A 19472-nucleotide genomic window follows, 5' to 3' on the forward strand; every position below is an offset into this window, starting at 1 on the left:
AATATACGCCGGTGCGGAACCGGGGGCCATGACCTTTAGCTTGTTCTGCACGCACAAAGTGTCGCGGGTCAGATACCGCGAAGCTTTCGCCAATCGTTCAGCGCCTGGTTTTCCTCGGGACGTATGACATCGCTGTTCAGCACAGAATCCGGGCCGGGATCAGCAACTCCCGGGCTGTCGCTCTGCATCGTGCGCAAGGCCTCAATATTGCTCATGACCGTTGGCAGTTGCGTCATGGTTGAGCGGATATCCCGCTGAAAATCCTGCATTTTACTTTGGTGGCGCGCGCCAAAGTAAAACGATACGATCACGCCCAGCAACCACCACAGCGGTTCTGGGACCAAGGCTATGCCCTGCATCCGTGCGGCAAACCATATTGGGTCGACCATGGCGGCAACAAACAAGCCAAGCGTTCCCAATGCCAGCGCCGGGCGCGGTAACCTGTTCACGCCGTCCATGACACGGTCAAACAGCCCCTTTTGAGGTGCCTGAAATTCAGAGCCAAACTGTAACATGGCCTGAGTTTGAATCTCATTGGCGCGTACTGCGCTTGCTTCGGTGTTTTCACGATAGAGTTCTGCGGTTTCCTGTAAGACGTTGCGCCCGTTACCAAACAAAAGCGCCAGCACACCTGAAATCAGCCCCATGCCGCGATCCTTCTGGTAAATTCGCTGTCCGAAAGATGATAACGCGGCGAAAGAAACTCTTCGGCCCGTATTATCCAGCCACCTTTGCCGCCTGAACGGTTGCGCGCGTATTTTCTGGATGCAGGCCGTCGATCAGCAAGGCGAAAATAGTAGTTTCGCCGCGCAATCCCGTAGGCGTCGCGCAGGACGTCGGGCTCTGGCTGCGCCGCGCTTTGGCAGGCCGCCACGGTTTGCGGGCCTATCACGCCGTCGGTGGTGACGTTAAACCCCATTTCCTGTAGCAGCCGCTGAAGGATCTTGACCGCCTGCGCACCCGCATTCACATACATGTCGAAAACCGAAGCATGCAGGGTTTCGGGAAGCTCCGCAATGTGCGGCTTGTCGAAATAGTGCTGCACAAAGATGTCGACCGCTTGCCGAGGGGACAATGCGCGCACATCCGCCTCGTCAACCCGGCCGTCGCCAGTCAGATCCAAACCCAGCCTGCGCAGGGTGTGAATCGTGACCCCGAACTTGGTTGCCCCGCCCGGATCGTCGGGGTCATCAACAAAGCCCCCTTCACGGGCCACAATCTCTTTGGCAATTTGCCGAACCGTTTGCATACCACCCTCGTAACGTTAGGTGGCCACACCGTTTCCGACAGATATTAATGATTTAAAACGAAACGGAGCGCTGCATGCACCATGCACGCAACGCTCCGTAACAGATTCAAACGGCTTCAGCTTTCTTCCGCGCCTTTGTAGACACCTTGCTCTTTCAGAGCGTCCATGACCTCTTTCGGCATGTAGGTCTCATCATGTTTGGCAAGAATTTCAGTCGCTTCAAAGACGCCGTTCACGTAACTTCCCGTGCCGATCATTCCCTGATTTTCCGAGAAAAGGTCAGGTAGAACACCTGTGAACGAGACCGGAACGCTTTCGCCGCCATCCGTTACAACAAAACGGATGGTTTCGCCCTGTCCGCGGATGATCGAGCCTTCTTCGACCAAGCCGCCAATCCGAAACACTTCGGTCGGTTTCGGCGGCTCTGCAATCACCTCGCTGGGCGAGCGGAAAAAGTTGATCCCGTCCTGCAATGCCCAACCAATCAACGCAGTTGCCGCCACCAAGGCAACAACTGCCACCAGAATGACTTGTACACGCCGACGTTTCTTGAGCGTTTTCATACCATCCTCACGGGAAAAGCGGGGCCATCATCAGGCCCAGAGTTTCATCTTCACCTAACATCAGGTTCGCGTTCTGCAAGGCTTGCCCACTGCTACCTTTTGTCAGGTTGTCCAGCGCCGCAATCACAATTGCGCGCCGCTCAATCCGATCGGCCACAACACCGATGTGACAGAAATTCGACCCCCGCACATGGTGGGTCGAAGGGGTCTCACCCATCGGCAGCATCTGGATGAACGGCTCATCCGCATAGGCTTTGGCAAGCGTTTCGTAGATGCTGTGCGGGTCACCCTTCACATAGGTTGTGGCCAGAATACCCCTGTTTGCAGGGATAAGGTGGGGCGTGAACTGCACATGCACAGCCCGACCGGCAAGTTTCGAAAACTCCTGATCGAACTCGCCAAGATGCCTGTGTGTCCCACCGACGGAATAGGCATTGCTGCCTTCACTCAGTTCAGCGTGCAGCAGGTTTTCCTTCAGTGACCGCCCTGCCCCTGATACGGCGCATTTCAGATCAAGAACGATATCGTCCAGATCAATGACCCCGGCAGATATCAGTGGCCGCAGAACATATTGCCCGGTCGCCGCATTGCACCCGGTACCCGCAACAAGCCGTGCCGTCTTGATGTCTTCGCGGTAGAACTCGGTGAGACCATAAATCGCCTCTTCCTGCTGTTTTAGCGCGATATGCGGATTACCGTACCATTTTTCGTACTCGTCGGGGTCTGCCAGCCGGAAGTCTGCGGACAGGTCAATGATTTTCAGGTCTTTCGGCAAGTCCCGGATCACTTCCTGACTGGTTTTGTGCGGCAAGGCGCAAAAACACAGGTCGACCTGCGCAAAGTCGATCTCGGAGATTTTGCACAGATCCGGCAGATCCATGTGGCGCAGATGCGGGAAGACCTGCGCCATGGTCATGCCAGCCTTACGTTCGGCGGCCAGCGCGACGATATCCATGTTCGGGTGCTCGGCGATCAGCCGCACCAGTTCAGCGCCAGTATAGCCCGAAGCGCCCAGAATTGCGATTTTGTGGGTCATGTCAGACCTCTTTCACTTGAGTGTCACATGTCTCGACCGCCGATGCGACGGCCTTGAAATAAGGGAAGCAGAGCGGCTGCGTCCTTGACCTAAGTCAGGCAGCCTGGAACGTGATTTGTCGTCGGAGGAACTGCGTCGCCCGGTCGCTGACAACATTGGGTTTGCCTGTTGTCAGGAAACCACTTGGGCCGTCGCCCAACATGGTGGGGTGACGTTGCAGGTAATCTGCCAGACTGTCAGCAACAAGCGCACCCTGGCTGTAAACCTGCACATCTTCACCCAACGCCGCCTGAAATGCTTCGGCCATCAACGGGTAATGCGTGCAGCCCAGAATAGCGGCCTGAGGTTCCGGCATTTTGCGCTTGAGCGCATCCACATGGCTGCGCACCAAGGCTTCGGCCAGGATCATGTCGCCATCTTCTATGGCATCCACAACGCCGCCACAGGCCTGTGCCTCGACATCCACACCGATGGCCCGAAAGGCCAATTCACGCTGAAAAGCCCGACTGGATACCGTGGCAGGCGTTGCAAACAATGCCACATGTTTGACGGCCACTTCGCGCGGCGGAGAATTGTCACCCCATTGCCGTTCGGTCAGCGCTTCGATCAACGGGACAAAAACGCCAAGAACGCGTTTGCCGCTGGGCACGCCCTCTTCCTGCATGCGCCGCAACGCTGCGGCGCTGGCCGTGTTGCAGGCCAGAATCACCAGATTGCAGCCACGCGACCACAGATCCTGAACCGCCTTGCGGGTCAGCTGATAGATATCCTCGGCATCACGCACACCGTATGGCGCGTGTGCACTGTCTGCAAAATACAGGAAATCAACGTCCGGCAGACGTTGCTGTGCGGCACTCAGGACGGTCAGACCGCCCAAACCGGAATCAAAGATACCTACTGCCATTAGATCACTCAGGCGCGATGCCGTTCCTCAAACTCATAGCCGTAATCATAAGACTTCAACGGCGTTGGAGACAGCTCATACGTGGCTTTGCGCAGGAAATCCATCATCTTGCGCGTATCCTTGCTGAGCGGGTCCAGAATGTCGCGCCTGATCGGCTCTCCGACTACGACCTTCACCGGTGTATCAACGCGTTTCTTGAACTCTTTGATCAGCAGGCCCATCCGCAAAGTACTGTGCAGATGGCTGGCGATCTGAAACAGACGAGACGTGTGGCCATCAAAGAAAACCGGAACAACTTTGGCATTAGATTTTGCCACCATCCGCGCGGTAAACCCGCGCCAACCCGGATCCATGGGGTGGGAAAACGGCTTAACCCCGGTGCTGACCGTCCCGCCGGGAAAAATGCCGATCGCCCCGCCTTCGCCCAGATATGTGAGTGCGGTTTTGCGGGTCTCAAGGTTCAGCTGCATCGCCTCTTTCGTTTCATCAAACGAAATTGGCAGAATGATGCGATTCAGGTCTTCGGCCTTGCGAAACACCCGATGGGCCAGAATGCGGAAATCACCCCGTGTCTCGGACAGGATATGTCCCATCATCAGGCCATCCAGAATTCCGTAGGGATGATTGGCAATCAGGATCAGAGGACCGTCTTTCGGAATATTCGAAAGCGATCCTCCTGCCACGTCCAGTGTCAGCCCATAACGTTCAACCATCACGGCCCAAAAGTCGCGCCCATTGGCAACGTCTTTCTCGTACCCGTCCGCACGTTTGATCAGGCGCATACGGCCTGTGGTGTTCTCCATCAGCTTGATAACCATCCGCCCGCCTTTAGTATCGGCGGAATGCGCGTAGGAAATGTCGCGAACGGCATGACGACGAGAAGGCATATGGGTCTCCGGTTTGCTGCCTGCAAAATAAGTGCAAGTAACAATTTTGCCTAGCTATCGTGACACGCTTGTGACGTTTTATTCCGCCGCAGCCTGCAACCCTGTCCCTCCGCCGCGAATGACGGCCAGCAACTCCTCGCGCCGTTTGGCTGCTTTGGCCTCGTTCTCGCGCAATACGGGGCCAAACCCACGGATATCCAGCGGCAAACGAGCCAGGGCGGCAATCGCATCGCGTGTTGTCTGCGATACAAGCGGCAGAACCTCGCGCATGTCCTTTTCATATTGACGGATCAACGCACGTTCCATCCTGCGTTCCGACGAATAGCCGAAGATATCCAGTGGCGTACCGCGCAGTGCCTTCAACCGGGTCAAAAGCTTCAGTGGGCCAAGGATGGCTTCGCCAAACGCACGTTTGCGGGGTCTGCCGTTGCTGCCCGATTCCCCCAAAAAGGGCGGGGCCAGATGGAACGTCATCTTGAAATCACCATCGAACTCGGCAGCCGCTTTGTCACGGCTTGTCAGAAGAAGGCGCGCGACTTCGTATTCATCCTTGTAGGACAAAAGCTTGTGATAGCCTTTTGCCACCGCCTCGCGGATATCCGCATCCTCAACACTGTCGACCAGCTTGCGATACCGTTTGGCCAGCCGCGCACTTTGGTAATCGGTCAGATGGCTTGCGCGGAATTCGATCTTCTGATCCAGCGATCTGGGCATCTCGGTCACGGTCGGGGACAGAATGGACTGCACTTCAGCGGGATGCAGAACCGCCCAACGCCCGATATCGAACGCACGCTTGTTCCGTTCAATCGTAGTTCCGTTCAATTCGATGGCATCAAAGATCGCCTGATGGCTGACGGGCAACAACCCCCGCTGCCACGCCGCGCCAAAGATCATCATGTTGGAATAGATCGAGTCGCCCATCACGGCGCGTGCCAACTCGGTCGCGTCAAACAGCGAGACACCTTCTTTTAACCGTGCCTGGAGGGCCAGTTCCAGCTGATCGGCAGGAATGCGGAACTCGGTATTGCGCGTAAAGTCGCCTGTTACCGTCTCATGGCTGTTCACAACGGCGCCTGTACGGCCTGTGCGCGTCAGGCCCAAAGTTTTGGCTCCAGCGGACACCACCAGATCACCGCCGATCAGCGCATGGGCTTCGCCGGTTGCGACACGGATGGCGCTGATGTCTTCGGGTGCGTTGGCCAGACGGCAATGGATGTGAACCGCGCCGCCCTTCTGCGCCAAGCCCGCCATTTCCATCATGCCCGCGCCTTTGCCGTCAATCTGGGCAGCCTGCGCAAGAATCGCGCCCAGCGTGACAACACCGGTTCCCCCGACACCCGTGATCACCACGTTATGGGTGCCGCTGATCTTGGGCAACACCGGCATCGGCAGGTCCGGCAAGTCGATTTCGGTCGTTGCCTCTTTGCGGATTTTCGCCCCCTCAAGCGTGACAAAGGATGGGCAAAAGCCGTTCAGGCAGGAATAATCCTTGTTGCAGCTTGACTGATCGATGGCGCGCTTGCGTCCGAGTTCTGTTTCCTTGGGCACAATCGACACACAGTTCGACTGCACCCCGCAATCGCCGCAGCCTTCGCAGACATCGGTATTGATAAATACGCGCTTGTCCGGGTCCGGGAACGTGCCGCGTTTGCGGCGACGGCGTTTTTCGGCCGCACAGGTCTGAACATAAACGATGACCGAGACGCCCTCGATCTCGCGAAATTTCTCTTGCACGTGCATCAGTTCCGCACGCTCGAATGTCTGAACACTCGACGGCAGAGCCTTGAAGTTCACGTCTTCCTTTTCGTCATAGACCAGAGCAACCTCACGGACACCCATGGCTTTGACTTCGGCAACGATCCGTTCTGCGGTCAGATCGCCTTCATTCTCCTGCCCGCCCGTCATGGCGACGGCATCGTTGAACAGGATCTTGAAGGTGACGTTCGTGCCCGCAGACAACGCCGCGCGGATCGCCTGAACGCCCGAGTGGTTATAGGTGCCATCGCCAAGGTTCTGGAACACGTGTTTGGTGGTCGAAAACGGGGCCTCACCGATCCAGTTCGCGCCTTCACCGCCCATCTGGGTAAAGCCCGTGGTATTCCGGTCCATCCACTGGACCATGTAATGACAACCGATCCCTGCATAGGCACGGCTGCCATCGGGGACTTTGGTCGAACTGTTATGCGGGCAGCCCGAGCAGAAATAAGGAAGCCGTGTTGCGATTTCCTGTGCGTTGTCGGCCCGGCGCGCCTCGGACAAAGAGGCCAGCCCAGCCCGAATACCATCGGTTTCACGCCCTTCTTCGATCAGGATCTCACCCAGCTTTTCGGCAATCATGATAGGGTCCAGCGCGCCGCGGGTCGGGAACAGTTCATCGCGGTGCAACGTACCGGCGCCGCCCTTGTACCACCCATAAACCCGGCGACCGCGGCGGTCGTCAAAGATAGCTTCTTTGACCTGAACCTCGATCAGCTTGCGCTTTTCCTCGACGATCACGATCAGGTCCAGCCCTTCGGCCCAGTTGTGGAACCCGACCATGTCCAGCGGGAAGGTCTGTCCCACCTTGTAGGTGGTGATCCCCAGCCGTTCGGCTTCAGACTCGTCGATGTTCAAAAGCGACAGCGCATGGGTCAGGTCCAGCCAGTTCTTGCCCGCGGCAACAAACCCGATCTTTGCACCCGGTTTGCCCCAAATCCGCTTGTCCAGCTTGTTGGCATGCGAAAACGTCTCGGCTGCAAACCTTTTGTAATCGATGACGCGCGTTTCTTGCAGGTGCGGCGTGTCCCCAAGGCGAATATTCAAACCACCTTCCGGCATATCGAAATCAGGTACAACAACCTGCATTCGGTCGGGGCGACCATCCACAACCGAAGTTACTTCGATTGTGTCCTTCATGGTTTTTAGCCCAACCCAAACCCCAGCAAAACGGCTGAGCGCAAAGCCGTAAATTCCGTAGTCGAGGATTTCCTGCACACCCGCCGGGCTGACGACAGGCATATACATATCTACCAGTGACCATTCGGACTGATGCAACACGGTCGAGCTTTCGCCGGTATGGTCATCACCCATCGCCATAAGCACACCGCCATGCTTGGCGGTTCCGGCCATATTCGCGTGGCGCATGACATCACCGGACCGGTCTACGCCCGGCCCCTTGCCGTACCAAAGCCCAAAAACCCCATCGAACTTGCCGTCGCCGCGCAAGCCGGCCTGTTGGCTGCCCCACAGCGCCGTTGCCGCCAGATCTTCGTTCAATCCGAATTGAAACGTAACATCGCTTTGGGACAACTGCCTTTGCGCCCGCATCATCTGCTGATCAACAGCGCCAAGTGGCGAGCCACGATATCCAGTCACCAGCCCCGCAGTGTTCAGCCCCGCCTGCCGGTCTCTGGCCTTTTGCATCAACATCAACCGGACAAGCGCCTGTGTTCCGTTCAGGAGAACGGGGCTTTTCTCAAGATCGAACCGGTCGTTTAACGTAATCTGTGGCTGACTCATCAGACGTCTCCCCTCGCCAGATCAGTGTGCATGTTCGTAGTACATTTTAGGTCATAATTTCTGACCTGTATAGGTTTTATGCACTGAACCGTAACGATTTCGGCCTTTGATTGTAGAACTTGTTACCTGTTTCATATAGGCGTTCGAAAAGATAACGAAAGTTGCGGCGATGGATTGGGACAAGCTTAGAATATTTCACGCGGTGGCCGATGCGGGCAGCCTCACACATGCCGGGGACAAGCTCAATTTGTCTCAATCCGCCGTAAGCAGACAGATCCGCGCGCTGGAAGAGTCGTTGGATGCCACCCTTTTTCACCGCCACGCCCGGGGGCTGATTCTCACTGAACAGGGTGAACTGTTGTTCGACGCCACATCCGCCATGTCAAAACGGCTGGACGCAGCTGCTGCACGCATTCGCGACAGTGAGGAAGAGGTCTTTGGCGTTCTTCGGGTCACGACGACCTTTGGGTTCGGCACACTGTGGCTCGCCCCGCGCCTGCCCAAGCTTTATGAACAATATCCTGATCTGAACATCGACCTGATGCTGGAAGAACGTGTTCTGGACCTTCCCATGCGAGAAGCGGATGTCGCCATTCGCATGAAGGAACCCAGCCAGGCAGATCTTGTGCGAAAACGCCTGATGACGGTTCAGATGGCGCTTTACGCGACGCACAACTACATCGAAGCGCATGGCGGAATGCTGAAATCTCTGGAGGATATCCAAAATCACCGGCTGATCTGTCAAACACCCGCGGCACCCCAGGTGGGCGCCAGCGCGGCCATGGTTCGCCACCTAATGACCTACAATCCCGCATCCCTGTTGACTGTAAACAACTACTTCGGCGTCCTTCAGGGAGTGTTGCACAATCTCGGCATTGGGGTTCTGCCAGATTACGTCACACAGGATTTCCCGCATCTTGTGCCGGTTCTGTCGGATGTCGAAACCGCTGACGTGCCGGTCTATCTGGCTTATCCCGAAGAACTCCGACACTCCAAACGTGTCGGGGCGTTCCGCGACTTTGTGCAGGACGAGATCATCGCACAGCGCAAACAACTGAAAAAGATGGGAAAACTTTAGCTATGCACAAATAGCATAGCGGACATGAGGACATTTCAGGGTTAAATTCCTTGAACGTTTATAAACTGACCCCTAAATGAGCACTCGAAGGCGGTGATGCTGAAACGCTCATCATCTTCATACCTCCCTGTTGGACTACGGCCGAGCTTATTGCTCGGCCTTTTTTTTGCTCTAGGCGTTGCATCAAGTCAGCGAAAGCTCTGGGAAAAATACACGCATAGGCATATGATCCCAAAAAAACGAGATAATTTCGTGTTCGAGGGAGAATCATGTTCCACCCATTCCGCCTTATGTTGGCGATTGTCTGCACTCTATTTTTGGCGGTTCCGCTTTATGCGCAAGATACCGGCTCAACTTCTTCAGTGACCATTCCGGACGATCTAACACCTGAGCAGGTCGATGGTCTGGTTGCCCGCATGTCAGATGACCAGGTGCGCGCCATTCTGTTAGAGCGCCTTGATGCGGTCGCCGAAAAGCAGGCTGCCGAGAAGGCGAACGTGGAAGACCCGCTGACCGAAATCAGTGAGATATGGGCCGAGATGGTCTCGTCCTGGACACATGTTCTGACCACGCTTCCCAATATTGTCACGGCACAGATAACTGCGTTTGGCAATTTCAGCGACACGTTTGGAACGTCCGGCGTCCTTACCCTGTTTGGGCTTATTCTTTCTGTGTTGATTGCGGGTTTCATAGCCGAGAAACTGTTCATTTTCCTGACCCGTCGCTGGCATGAAGCGACCGAAGTTGGGGATGAGGCCGATCTCAGGGGCGCCATCAGTTACCTGTTCCGCAGGTTCTGCCGCGAAATTGCCGGGCTGATCGTGTTCTATGTTGTCATTCGCGTGATTGGTCGCGGGCTTCTGACACCCGAACAGATCACCTATGCCGCTCCGTTTGTTTTCTATCTGATCTGGATTCCACGCCTGGGGGCTGCGGCCTCACGTTTTGTTCTGGCACCGGAGAAGCCCAAATATCGGTTGGTGAGTATTGACGACCATTGGGCAAAATATCTGCATCGCAATCTGATCGGGCTGTTGATCCTGATTGGGTTCACACTGTTTGTTGTGCGCTTTAACGCTCTTAATGGCGTGACAGGTGACGATACACGCATCGGCTTCTGGCTGAACGCGGCAACCCATGTCTATATCGCTATTATCGCATGGACCGCGCGCGAAGGGTTGTCTCAGATGATGCTGGGAACAGATCCGGATCACACGAAATTCGATGAAGAAGTTGCGCATTATTATCCCTACTTCGCCATTGGTGTTTCGGTGACAATCTGGCTGCTGGTCGAATTCCTGGTCGCACAACGCGATCCATCGACGCTGAGATTGTTGGGTCGTGGTGCGCATTTCACAACCATGTTCTGGTTACTGATTGCCCCTGCTCTCGACACTTTGATCCGCGGGCTGGTACGCCATTTGCAGCCACCAATGTCAGGCGAAGGCCCGCTGGCCGAACGCGCTCATCGCGCGGCCAAGCGCAGCTATATCCGTATTGGGCGGGTTATTGCGGGTTTGGTCGTGGTTTTCATGATCGCCCGCGCGTGGCATCTTGACCTGCGCAATGTCGCCTCGGCCGGTGTCAGTGCCGAAGTTGGCGGCGCTGTCATTGAATTCCTTCTGATCATTGCGGTCGGCTACATCCTGAACGAGGTTGTTTCACTATGGATCAACCGCAGGCTGGCCAAGGAACAGACCGCAGCTGAAGCAGTCGACGAGGAAGCAAGCGGTGAAGGCGGCGGTGCCGGAGGCTCTCGTCTGGCGACGGTCTTGCCGCTGATGCGGATTACGGCCCAAGTCACAATTTCGGTAATCTTTGGCCTGCTGGCCTTGGGTGCGCTGGGTATCAACATCACACCGCTTCTGGCCGGTGCCGGTGTTCTGGGTCTGGCCATCGGCTTTGGTGCTCAGAAACTGGTGGCAGATATCGTCGGTGGTGTTTTCTTTCTGGTCGATGATGCCTTCCGCGTCGGCGAATATGTCGATGTGGGCGGAACCACCGGAACGGTCGAAAAAATCTCGATCCGTTCAATGCAACTGCGTCATCACAGGGGGCCTGTGCACACGATCCCTTATGGAGAAATCCAGAAACTGACAAATTACAGCCGTGACTGGGTGATTATGAAGCTGAAATTCACCGTTCCCTTCGATACCGATCCCAACAAGGTCAAGAAAATCTTCAAAAAGATCGGGGCTGAAATGATGGAGGACGAAACCCACAAAGAAGGCTTCCTACAGCCCTTCAAGTCTCAGGGCGTGTTCGACTTTGATGATGTGGGCATGATCATTCGCGGTAAATTTATGGCCAAACCGGGCAAGCAATTCACCTTGCGCAAGGAAATCTTCAACCGGGTCAAAGCAGCCTTCAAAGAAAACGGTATCGACTTTGCCCGCCGCGAGGTGCGCGTTGCGATTCCCGGACTGGAAGAGGTCGAGCATCTGACGCCCGAACAGAAGACTGCTGTTGGTGCCGCAGCTGCTGCTGAAGTCAACAAGGACCAGGGATCGGCGTAACCTTCGGGGATTACGTCTGCGATTTGCAACAGGACTGCTGTGCAGTTTTTCGGAACCGGCCGTGAAGCCGGTTCCGTTTTTCTTTGAAAGACGCGACCTGCGCCGACTTGACCCTTTCCACACGCGCGTGCTTGCCCTACAAGGCGCGCAATCTCGGCCCACTTGGACACAGGACAGAAGATGCAAGAGCCCGCCATCACACCCGATCTGATTGCCGCACATGGGCTCAAGCCCGAGGAATACGACATGATCCTCGAGATCATCGGGCGTGAACCGACCTTTACCGAGCTTGGCATTTTCTCGGCTATGTGGAACGAACATTGTTCTTACAAGTCGTCGAAGAAGTGGTTGCGCACTCTTCCGACCTCGGGACCTCAGGTCATTTGCGGACCGGGCGAGAATGCCGGTGTCGTGGATATCGGCGACGGTCAGGCCGTTGTTTTCAAGATGGAAAGTCACAATCACCCGTCTTACATCGAGCCCTATCAAGGCGCGGCAACGGGTGTCGGCGGCATCCTTCGGGACGTGTTCACCATGGGTGCGCGCCCGATCGCTTCGATGAACGCGCTGTCCTTCGGTGAACCCGGCCACCACAAAACCCGCCAGTTGGTTAACGGCGTGGTCGAAGGCATTGGCGGCTATGGCAACTGTTTCGGTGTGCCTTGCGTTGGGGGCGAGGTCCGCTTTCACCCGGCTTACAACGGCAACTGCCTTGTGAACGCCTTTGCCGCCGGTTTGGCCGACAGTGACAAGATTTTCTACTCTGCCGCGTCGGGCGTGGGCATGCCTGTGGTTTATCTGGGTGCCAAGACCGGACGCGACGGTGTCGGCGGCGCGACGATGGCCTCGGCCGAGTTTGACGATACCATCGAGGAAAAACGCCCCACTGTTCAGGTGGGTGATCCCTTCACCGAGAAACGCCTGATGGAAGCAACGCTTGAGCTGATGCAGACCGGTGCCGTGATCTCGATTCAAGACATGGGTGCTGCGGGCCTGACCTGTTCCGCCGTTGAGATGGGCGATAAGGGCGGTCTGGGCGTGCGTCTGGATCTGGAAAACGTCCCCCAGCGCGAAGAGAACATGACAGCTTATGAAATGATGCTGTCCGAATCTCAGGAACGCATGCTGATGGTTCTCAAACCCGAACTTGAGGCCGAAGCCCGCGCCGTGTTCGAAAAATGGGATCTCGATTTCGCAATCGTTGGCGAAACCATTGCCGAAGACCGCTTCCTGATCATGCACAACGGTGAGGTCAAGGCCGATCTCGTCCTGTCCAAACTGTCTTCGACCGCGCCCGAATATGATCGCCCTTGGGTGCCGACGCCCGAAGCCGAGGACCTGGCCGAAGTGCCTCAGATCGACCCGATTGACGGCCTGCGCGCCTTACTTTCGTCGCCCAACTACGCGGGCAAGCAGTGGGTTTATGAGCAGTACGACACGATGGTGATGGCGGATACAAACCGAACACCGGGTCTGGGTGCGGGTATGGTGCGCGTCCACGGCACCGACAAGGTGCTGGCGTTTACCTCTGATGTGACCCCACGCTACGTCCGTGCCAACCCGGTTGAGGGCGGCAAACAGGCGGTGGCCGAAGCCTACCGCAACCTGACGGCTGTTGGCGCCAAACCGCTGGCCACAACAGACAACCTGAACTTCGGCAACCCGGAAAAGCCCGAAATCATGGGTCAGTTTGTCGGCGCCATTCAGGGCATCGGCGCCGCAGTCGGCGCGCTGGATATGCCGATCGTGTCAGGCAACGTGTCACTGTATAATGAAACCGACGGTCAGGCGATCCTGCCCACCCCCACAATTGGCGCTGTCGGGCTGCTGAACCACAGTGATGAAATCATCGGCAACGAGGTACGCGAAGGCCACGTGGCTTTGGTGATCGGCGAAACCAAAGGCCATTTGGGTCAGTCCGCCCTTCTGGCCGAGGTCTTCAACCGAGAAGATGGCGACGCGCCACATGTGAATCTGGACGCCGAGAAACGCAATGGTGATTTCATTCGCGCCAATCGAGGTATGATCAAGGCTTGCACAGACCTGAGTGATGGCGGTCTTGCGCTTGCGGCCTTCGAACTGGCCGAGGCCGCCGGGGTTGGCGTTTGTCTCGATGATGCACCGACGGACTTCCTGTTCGGGGAAGATCAGGCACGGTATCTGATCGCGTGCAACTTTGATCAGGCCGAGGCGTTGATGATCGCGGCAGGTCAGGCAGGTGTTCCGCTGGCCTCTGTAGGTCGTTTTACTGGAGATACCGTCAGGATCGGCGGTTCGGAGGCCTCGCTAGAAGACCTGACGACCGTTTTCCGCAACAGCTTTGCCGACGCCGTCGCCTGATCAGGCTGAATAAATCTCGCTCGAAACCTGCGTTCTGAATAAGCGCAGGTTTCGTCGTTTTGGCATATTCATGTGCCCTTGCGCGCCCGGTTCAGGCGCTCTACATCTTTGGAAAGACCTTCAGGAGTTACCTACATGCCGATGAGCGCCCATCAAATCGAACACCTGCTGCGAGAATCTTTTCCTGATGCGGATATTCAGGTCGGCGGCAACGACGGTGTTCATATGTCCGCCCTGGTGGTGGACGAAAGCTTTCGCGGCAAAAACCGGGTGCAGCAACAACGCGCGGTTTACGCAGCCCTAAAGGGCAAGATGGATGGCCCGGATGGAGAGCTGCACGCACTGGCGTTGACGACGAAAGTGCCTGAATAGTGGAAGAACCGATAGGATGGGCTCTACTGAGACTAACCTTTCTGTTCTTTGACATTATCAACTCCTTGGCGATCCTGTTTTGTGATCTGCCAAAGCTTCTTAAATATGGGCCCAGATATTGGCGCGTCACAAGGAATATGAGACGGCGAAAACTCACACAACGCAAAGGTTGAGAGCGCCCAATTATGAATGGCTTGTTGTTCTGGATAGGTATATTCGCAGCTTTGATAGTTGCCGCTTCAGTGATCGAAGCCTATGTGAAGCGGAACAGAAAACGCAACCTCGCCGATATGCGTCCGGATCCGGGTGAACTCAGCAAAGTGGGTGGCCTTGAGAGATACGGGCTTGATCCTGTGAAAATGGCGCAGGCCGAACACCGGCGGCTTGAAACGGAAGGATGGGCACCCAGCTTGCCCAGTGATGGAACAATCCCCGCAGATGCGGATGAAAAGGGAAAACAAGATGACCGACGTTAAGACCCAGATCGACGAAACCGTCAAAGCCAACGATGTGGTGCTGTATATGAAAGGCACCAAGGAAATGCCGCAATGCGGGTTCTCCTCGCGCGTGGCCGGGGTGTTGAACTACATGGGCGTTGAATACACGGATGTGAACGTCCTGGCCGACGAAGAAGTGCGTCAGGGGATCAAGGATTATTCCGATTGGCCGACCGTGCCCCAGCTTTATGTCAAAGGCGAGTTTGTTGGCGGCTGCGATATCATCACCGAGATGACCCTTTCGGGCGAACTGGACGCGTTGTTCGACGAAAACAACGTCGGCTACAACAAGGAAGCGGCCGACAAAATCCGCGAAGCGAACGCGTAATCCGGCCTACCGGCTGGAACAACCCCGGTATATCTCCTGCTCAACGGCGGCGCCTGCCGCCAAATAGCTTACGGACGCGTCCCACCCTTTCGAGCGCAGGATGTATGTTCCGCCATCACCAATGGATTCGTAGCGGATACCAGACCCGCTTTCGACCTGGCGCATCACAACAAGTGAGTTGTCCACCAAGGTTGCCGCTGCACCCGTACTGTCCGGCGCGTTGAAATAGGTGACAGGCAGCGGTATTCCGCTCTCGCAGGTGAAGGTGACAGACAGAATATCAATCTCAGCCAATGCTGTTGTCGCGGGCGTAACCAGCGCCGCCGCACAGATGAATTTGCGCAGGAACCTCATCGTGCCTTTTTCTCCTCAACTACTGCGGCCAGTGCTTCGGCTCGTGCGGCCAGTTCGGCCAGCGTATCTGTAACGGATGGTGGAACCACGGCCACTTCGATGCGCTCAGGTTCGGGCGCCGGGGCGCTTCGCAGCGCCTGAAGCTCGGCTTCGGCTGCGGCCAGTTTCCCTTCGAGCGATTTGACCTTGTCCTCTGTGGCCGCAGTCTTGTCGGCCAGCATCAAACCGGCCATCAGCAACATGCGGGATTCCGGCATACGACCGATCTGATCGGACAGTACCTGTGCCTCGTCGTCCAACACTTTGGCGGCAGCGTGCAGAAAGGGCTCTTCCCCGTCCCGGCAGGATACGTCAAAACCGCGCCCGCCGATATGAATTGTCACTTCGGGCATTACTCTACCTCACCTTCAACAAGTTTCGCCTGCGACAGCAGAGGTTCCAACCTTGCAAGAACGGCCTGCGCTTCGGCGGCGTCTGACGCCTGCGCCGCGCGCGTTGCTTCCAGTTCCGCAACGGTGGCCCGGTTCAGCAGCTCGGCATCTGCGACACCTTCGGCGGCGGCGGCGCGCAATTCGTCTATCGCAGTGCGCAACTGCTCGTTTGCCTTGCGCATCCGTTGCAGATCGTCGTCCAGCCGCGACATTGCAGCGCCGTGGCTGGTCCGTTCAGCGCGCAGCATCTCAAGCTCGGCGCTCAGGTCGTCGACGCGAACAGTGTCTGACAGTTCTTCCTTTAGCCGGCTGTTTTCCGCCTTCAGCGCCTCCAGCTCGGTGCTATTGTCCAATGCGGCCTTGGCTTCGGCCAATTCAGCGCGCGCGGCTTCGACCGACGCGATTTTCGCACGGGCTTCTTCCAGCTCGGATCGCAGAGCGTCTGTTTCGGCTGTATCGGTAGACGCAGTACGCAACTCCTCAAGATCGGCACGCAACCCGTCCACTTCCTGTTCGTGCTGCTCCTTCAGGGATTTCAGCCGTTCCTGAAGCTGCGCGTTCGCAACTCTTTCATCTTCAAGTGCCGCCTTGACGCCGTCATCCGGCTGGGCGTCTGCGGTCGCACCGCCCAATGCGTCGACGCCCGCTCCGATACGGTCCATCGCCGCAATTATGCGGTGCTGTAATTCCTCAAGTTGGCTCATGCCGCTGTCACCTCTTTATCAAGGTTCATTCTGTTGCGAAGCGATCCGAATCAAAATCGAATCCCGCCTGCCGCCAGTCTAACGGAATGCGACAGAAAATACCCACTGTTTGCTTTCAACCACTTGGGCCACGCACTTCAAGCAATCCAGGCGGATAAACCCCGGTTCTGCTTGCACTTTGAGTGCTGAGTGGTATTGAGCCCGCAATCTGCTTTTTATCCAAAGGAACAACGCCCGTGGACCTGACTGCGCTGCGCAATGCCAACCCCGAACACTGGGACAAAGCTGCGGCCATCCGCACATTGACCCTTGATGCCGTCGCCGCTGCAAACTCCGGACATTCCGGTATGCCCATGGGCATGGCTGATGTCGCCACCGTCCTGTTCGAAAAGCACCTGAAGTTTGACGCCTCGGCCCCGAACTGGCCGGATCGCGACCGCTTCATCCTTTCCGCAGGCCATGGTTCGATGCTGGTTTATTCGTTGCTGTACCTGACGGGATATGCAGATGTGACACTGGAGGAGATCAAGAATTTCCGTCAGCTGGGCGCAAAAACCGCAGGCCACCCCGAAAACTTTCTGGTCGCTGGTGTTGAGACCACGACCGGCCCGCTGGGTCAGGGTATCTCGAACGCCGTGGGCTTTGCGATGGCCGAAGAAATCCAGCGTGCACATTATGGCAAGAAGGTTGTTGACCACTATACCTATGTCATCGCGGGCGACGGTTGCCTTATGGAAGGCGTAAGCCAGGAGGCAATCACCCTGGCCGGCCGTCACGAGCTGAGCAAGCTGATCGTTTTCTGGGACAACAACAATATCACCATCGACGGCACCGTCGATATCGCTGACCGCACCGATCAGGTTCGTCGCTTTGCGGCCTCGGGCTGGCATGTGATCGAAATCGATGGTCATGACCCCAAGGCCATCGACGCGGCCATCGTTCAGGCGAAGAAGTCGAACAAGCCGACCATGATTGCGTGTAAAACCCACATTGCTTTGGGCCACGCGGCGCAGGACACGTCAAAGGGGCACGGCGCGCTGACCGATGCGGATCAGCTGAAGGACGCCAAAAAGGCCTATGGCTGGGCGCATGATGCGTTTGACGTGCCTGCCAATGTCAAATCCGCATGGGAAGCCATCGGTGCGCGTGGCGCTGCCGAGCGTGCGGAATGGGAAGCGCGTTTTGCACAACTGTCCGAGCGCAAGCAGGCTGAGTTCACCCGCGCCTATGCGTTCGAGGCCCCCAAACGTCTGGCCGGAGCCATTCGTGCCTTCAAAAAACAGATGTCCGAAGATCAGCCAAAACTGGCCACCCGTTCGTCGTCGGAGAAGGTCCTGAACGTTGTGAACCCGATCATGACCGAAACCGTTGGTGGTTCGGCGGACCTGACCGGATCGAACAACACCAAATCGGCCGATATGGGTGTATTCCTTCCGGATAACCGCAAGGGTCGCTACATCCATTACGGTATCCGTGAGCACGGCATGGCGGCCGCGATGAACGGCATGGCGCTGCATGGTGGTATCCGCCCCTATGGCGGTACGTTCATGGCCTTCACAGATTATGCCCGCCCGTCCATGCGTCTGGCCGCGCTGATGAAGATCCCCAGTGTCTTTGTGATGACCCATGACTCGATCGGTCTGGGTGAAGACGGCCCGACCCATCAGCCTGTCGAACATCTGGCGATCTCGCGTGCAACCCCCAACACTTTTGTGTTCCGCCCCGCTGACACCATTGAAACCGCCGAGGCATGGGAACTGGCGCTGACCTTCAAGGACAGCCCGTCGGTCCTGTCGCTGACCCGTCAGGGTGTTCCAACGGTTCGTACCGAGCACAAGACCAAGAACCTGACCGCGCAGGGTGCTTACGTTCTGGCCGAAGCAGAAGGCAAGCGTCAGGCGATCCTGATTGCCACAGGTTCCGAAGTGTCGCTGGCCATGGAAGCCAAAGCGATGCTCGAAGCCGAAGGCATCGGCACCCGCGTCGTCTCGATGCCCTGCATGGAGCTGTTCGCCCAACAGGACGAAGCCTACCGCAAGCGCGTCCTTCCGGCAGGTCCGGTCCGCGTTGGCATCGAGGCTGCGGTTCGTGCTGGCGGCTGGGATCGTTGGTTGCTGGGTGAACGTGGCCGCGAAGCCAAAGCCGGGTTCATCGGCATGTCCAGCTTTGGTGCCTCGGCCCCTGCCGGTGAGCTGTACAAGCATTTCGGCATCACCGCCGAAGCAACCGTGGCCAAGGTCAAGGAATTGTTGGGGCTGTAAATCAGTCCCATCTGATCGAGCAAAGGGCGGCCTTGGCCGCCCTTTTCATTTGGGTTCAGCCTTAACCCGAAGTGCAAGTTCTTCATAGGCTTTCAGAGCGTAATCCAACCGCAACTCATACCGTCCTTGCACCACCACTTTCTCAGGTGCTTGCAGGCCGAGGCAAGACAACGCTTGGCGAAGATGTGTTCCAGACAGCGGGACATAATTAGCCGATTGACCCACTAAAGCGTTGTAAAAGCGTCCCCCGAACCAACGGCTACGCTCCTGCGCCCTGAAAGCGGAATCAACACGAAAATGCAAGAAACTGAGAAGCTCGGATTCATCGAATGGGACTTCGTCGGCCGCAACATTCAAAGCAGAAATAATTGTGGATCTGCCTTTTGATCCGCGCGTGCCCACTTTTCGAATAAGCGGGCCATCGATGGTCGTGCCCAGACGGTAACGGGTCAAT

The 19472-nt window shown here is 56.8% G+C and carries 18 protein-coding genes; 7 read left to right on the forward strand and 11 right to left on the reverse strand.

Going from position 1 to position 19472, the window contains the following annotated elements:
- Positions 1-68 precede the first annotated feature (68 nt).
- The 7 genes from ACR0AP_RS03425 to ACR0AP_RS03455 all read right to left on the reverse strand — a co-directional run bounded on the left by ACR0AP_RS03425 (position 69) and on the right by ACR0AP_RS03455 (position 8137).
- Complete coding sequence (locus ACR0AP_RS03425; protein WP_480505297.1) at positions 69-647, reverse strand: holin family protein; 579 nt, start codon at positions 645-647, stop codon at positions 69-71.
- Positions 638-1249, reverse strand: coding sequence for a holin-associated N-acetylmuramidase (locus tag ACR0AP_RS03430; RefSeq protein WP_480505299.1), 612 nt, complete (start codon positions 1247-1249; stop codon positions 638-640). Before ACR0AP_RS03430 ends, ACR0AP_RS03425 begins: the two co-directional genes overlap by 10 nt.
- Positions 1250-1365: 116 nt before the next feature.
- Positions 1366-1812 (reverse strand): cytochrome c maturation protein CcmE, encoded by a 447-nt coding sequence (ccmE, locus tag ACR0AP_RS03435; RefSeq protein WP_209504023.1) that lies wholly within the window; start codon positions 1810-1812, stop codon positions 1366-1368.
- A gap of 7 nt (positions 1813-1819) precedes the next feature.
- Complete coding sequence (gene argC, locus ACR0AP_RS03440; RefSeq protein WP_480505301.1) at positions 1820-2848, reverse strand: N-acetyl-gamma-glutamyl-phosphate reductase; 1029 nt, start codon at positions 2846-2848, stop codon at positions 1820-1822.
- A gap of 94 nt (positions 2849-2942) precedes the next feature.
- Positions 2943-3752 carry a glutamate racemase gene (gene murI, locus ACR0AP_RS03445; protein WP_480505303.1) on the reverse strand — a complete coding sequence of 270 codons (810 nt, stop codon included), beginning with the start codon at positions 3750-3752 and terminating at the stop codon, positions 2943-2945.
- 8 nt (positions 3753-3760) lie between these two features.
- A complete protein-coding gene (locus ACR0AP_RS03450) occupies positions 3761-4639 on the reverse strand; it encodes a lysophospholipid acyltransferase family protein (RefSeq protein WP_480505305.1) in 879 nt (292 codons plus the stop codon).
- A gap of 78 nt (positions 4640-4717) precedes the next feature.
- A complete protein-coding gene (locus tag ACR0AP_RS03455) occupies positions 4718-8137 on the reverse strand; it encodes an indolepyruvate ferredoxin oxidoreductase family protein (RefSeq protein WP_480505307.1) in 3420 nt (1139 codons plus the stop codon).
- Positions 8138-8306: 169 nt separating this feature from the next.
- On the opposite strand from ACR0AP_RS03455, the gene ACR0AP_RS03460 reads away from it, so the two are divergent.
- The 6 genes from ACR0AP_RS03460 (at position 8307) to grxD (ending at position 15268) form a co-directional block, all read left to right on the forward strand.
- A complete protein-coding gene (locus tag ACR0AP_RS03460) occupies positions 8307-9215 on the forward strand; it encodes a LysR family transcriptional regulator (protein WP_480481095.1) in 909 nt (302 codons plus the stop codon).
- A 269-nt stretch (positions 9216-9484) separates the two neighbouring features.
- A complete protein-coding gene (locus ACR0AP_RS03465) occupies positions 9485-11731 on the forward strand; it encodes a mechanosensitive ion channel family protein (protein ID WP_480505309.1) in 2247 nt (748 codons plus the stop codon).
- Positions 11732-11911: 180 nt separating this feature from the next.
- Positions 11912-14071 (forward strand): phosphoribosylformylglycinamidine synthase subunit PurL, encoded by a 2160-nt coding sequence (gene purL, locus ACR0AP_RS03470; protein WP_480505311.1) that lies wholly within the window; start codon positions 11912-11914, stop codon positions 14069-14071.
- Between the two features lie 135 nt (positions 14072-14206).
- Complete coding sequence (locus tag ACR0AP_RS03475; RefSeq protein ID WP_209504030.1) at positions 14207-14443, forward strand: BolA/IbaG family iron-sulfur metabolism protein; 237 nt, start codon at positions 14207-14209, stop codon at positions 14441-14443.
- 185 nt (positions 14444-14628) lie between these two features.
- Positions 14629-14919, forward strand: coding sequence for a hypothetical protein (locus tag ACR0AP_RS03480; RefSeq protein ID WP_480505313.1), 291 nt, complete (start codon positions 14629-14631; stop codon positions 14917-14919).
- Positions 14906-15268, forward strand: coding sequence for a Grx4 family monothiol glutaredoxin (gene grxD, locus ACR0AP_RS03485; RefSeq protein WP_209596128.1), 363 nt, complete (start codon positions 14906-14908; stop codon positions 15266-15268). The genes ACR0AP_RS03480 and grxD overlap by 14 nt, the downstream gene beginning before the upstream one ends.
- A 6-nt stretch (positions 15269-15274) precedes the next feature.
- Here the strand turns inward: grxD and ACR0AP_RS03490 are convergent, their stop codons facing one another.
- The 3 genes from ACR0AP_RS03490 to ACR0AP_RS03500 are packed head-to-tail and all read right to left on the reverse strand — an operon-like array spanning position 15275 to position 16757.
- Entirely contained in the window at positions 15275-15622 is a 348-nt protein-coding gene (locus ACR0AP_RS03490; RefSeq protein WP_480505316.1) for an MliC family protein, read from the reverse strand.
- Positions 15619-16014: a cell division protein ZapA gene (locus tag ACR0AP_RS03495; protein WP_480481107.1), complete on the reverse strand. Its 396-nt coding sequence runs from the start codon at positions 16012-16014 to the stop codon at positions 15619-15621. The genes ACR0AP_RS03490 and ACR0AP_RS03495 overlap by 4 nt, the downstream gene beginning before the upstream one ends.
- On the reverse strand, positions 16014-16757 hold the full coding sequence (locus ACR0AP_RS03500) for a hypothetical protein (protein WP_480505317.1): 744 nt from the start codon (positions 16755-16757) through the stop codon (positions 16014-16016). The genes ACR0AP_RS03495 and ACR0AP_RS03500 overlap by 1 nt, the downstream gene beginning before the upstream one ends.
- A 236-nt stretch (positions 16758-16993) precedes the next feature.
- Between ACR0AP_RS03500 and tkt the strand changes: the two genes are divergently transcribed.
- On the forward strand, positions 16994-19018 hold the full coding sequence (gene tkt, locus ACR0AP_RS03505) for a transketolase (protein ID WP_480505319.1): 2025 nt from the start codon (positions 16994-16996) through the stop codon (positions 19016-19018).
- A gap of 45 nt (positions 19019-19063) precedes the next feature.
- Here tkt and ACR0AP_RS03510 read toward each other — a convergent pair whose 3' ends face one another.
- Positions 19064-19471 (reverse strand): hypothetical protein, encoded by a 408-nt coding sequence (locus ACR0AP_RS03510; RefSeq protein ID WP_480492716.1) that lies wholly within the window; start codon positions 19469-19471, stop codon positions 19064-19066.
- Position 19472 lies beyond the last annotated feature (1 nt).

The sequence above is a fragment of the Ruegeria sp. AF7 genome (genome assembly GCF_056541885.1).

What these genes read in the sequence shown, in the direction of transcription:
- ACR0AP_RS03425 (WP_480505297.1), bottom strand. Translation starts at nt 647, where the DNA reads ATGGGGCTGATTTCAGGTGTGCTGGCGCTTTTGTTTGGTAACGGGCGC.
- ACR0AP_RS03430 (WP_480505299.1), bottom strand. Translation starts at nt 1,249, where the DNA reads ATGCAAACGGTTCGGCAAATTGCCAAAGAGATTGTGGCCCGTGAAGGG.
- ccmE (WP_209504023.1), bottom strand. Translation starts at nt 1,812, where the DNA reads ATGAAAACGCTCAAGAAACGTCGGCGTGTACAAGTCATTCTGGTGGCA.
- argC (WP_480505301.1), bottom strand. Translation starts at nt 2,848, where the DNA reads ATGACCCACAAAATCGCAATTCTGGGCGCTTCGGGCTATACTGGCGCT.
- murI (WP_480505303.1), bottom strand. Translation starts at nt 3,752, where the DNA reads ATGGCAGTAGGTATCTTTGATTCCGGTTTGGGCGGTCTGACCGTCCTG.
- ACR0AP_RS03450 (WP_480505305.1), bottom strand. Translation starts at nt 4,639, where the DNA reads ATGCCTTCTCGTCGTCATGCCGTTCGCGACATTTCCTACGCGCATTCC.
- ACR0AP_RS03455 (WP_480505307.1), bottom strand. Translation starts at nt 8,137, where the DNA reads ATGAGTCAGCCACAGATTACGTTAAACGACCGGTTCGATCTTGAGAAA.
- ACR0AP_RS03460 (WP_480481095.1), top strand. Translation starts at nt 8,307, where the DNA reads ATGGATTGGGACAAGCTTAGAATATTTCACGCGGTGGCCGATGCGGGC.
- ACR0AP_RS03465 (WP_480505309.1), top strand. Translation starts at nt 9,485, where the DNA reads ATGTTCCACCCATTCCGCCTTATGTTGGCGATTGTCTGCACTCTATTT.
- purL (WP_480505311.1), top strand. Translation starts at nt 11,912, where the DNA reads ATGCAAGAGCCCGCCATCACACCCGATCTGATTGCCGCACATGGGCTC.
- ACR0AP_RS03475 (WP_209504030.1), top strand. Translation starts at nt 14,207, where the DNA reads ATGCCGATGAGCGCCCATCAAATCGAACACCTGCTGCGAGAATCTTTT.
- ACR0AP_RS03480 (WP_480505313.1), top strand. Translation starts at nt 14,629, where the DNA reads ATGAATGGCTTGTTGTTCTGGATAGGTATATTCGCAGCTTTGATAGTT.
- grxD (WP_209596128.1), top strand. Translation starts at nt 14,906, where the DNA reads ATGACCGACGTTAAGACCCAGATCGACGAAACCGTCAAAGCCAACGAT.
- ACR0AP_RS03490 (WP_480505316.1), bottom strand. Translation starts at nt 15,622, where the DNA reads ATGAGGTTCCTGCGCAAATTCATCTGTGCGGCGGCGCTGGTTACGCCC.
- ACR0AP_RS03495 (WP_480481107.1), bottom strand. Translation starts at nt 16,014, where the DNA reads ATGCCCGAAGTGACAATTCATATCGGCGGGCGCGGTTTTGACGTATCC.
- ACR0AP_RS03500 (WP_480505317.1), bottom strand. Translation starts at nt 16,757, where the DNA reads ATGAGCCAACTTGAGGAATTACAGCACCGCATAATTGCGGCGATGGAC.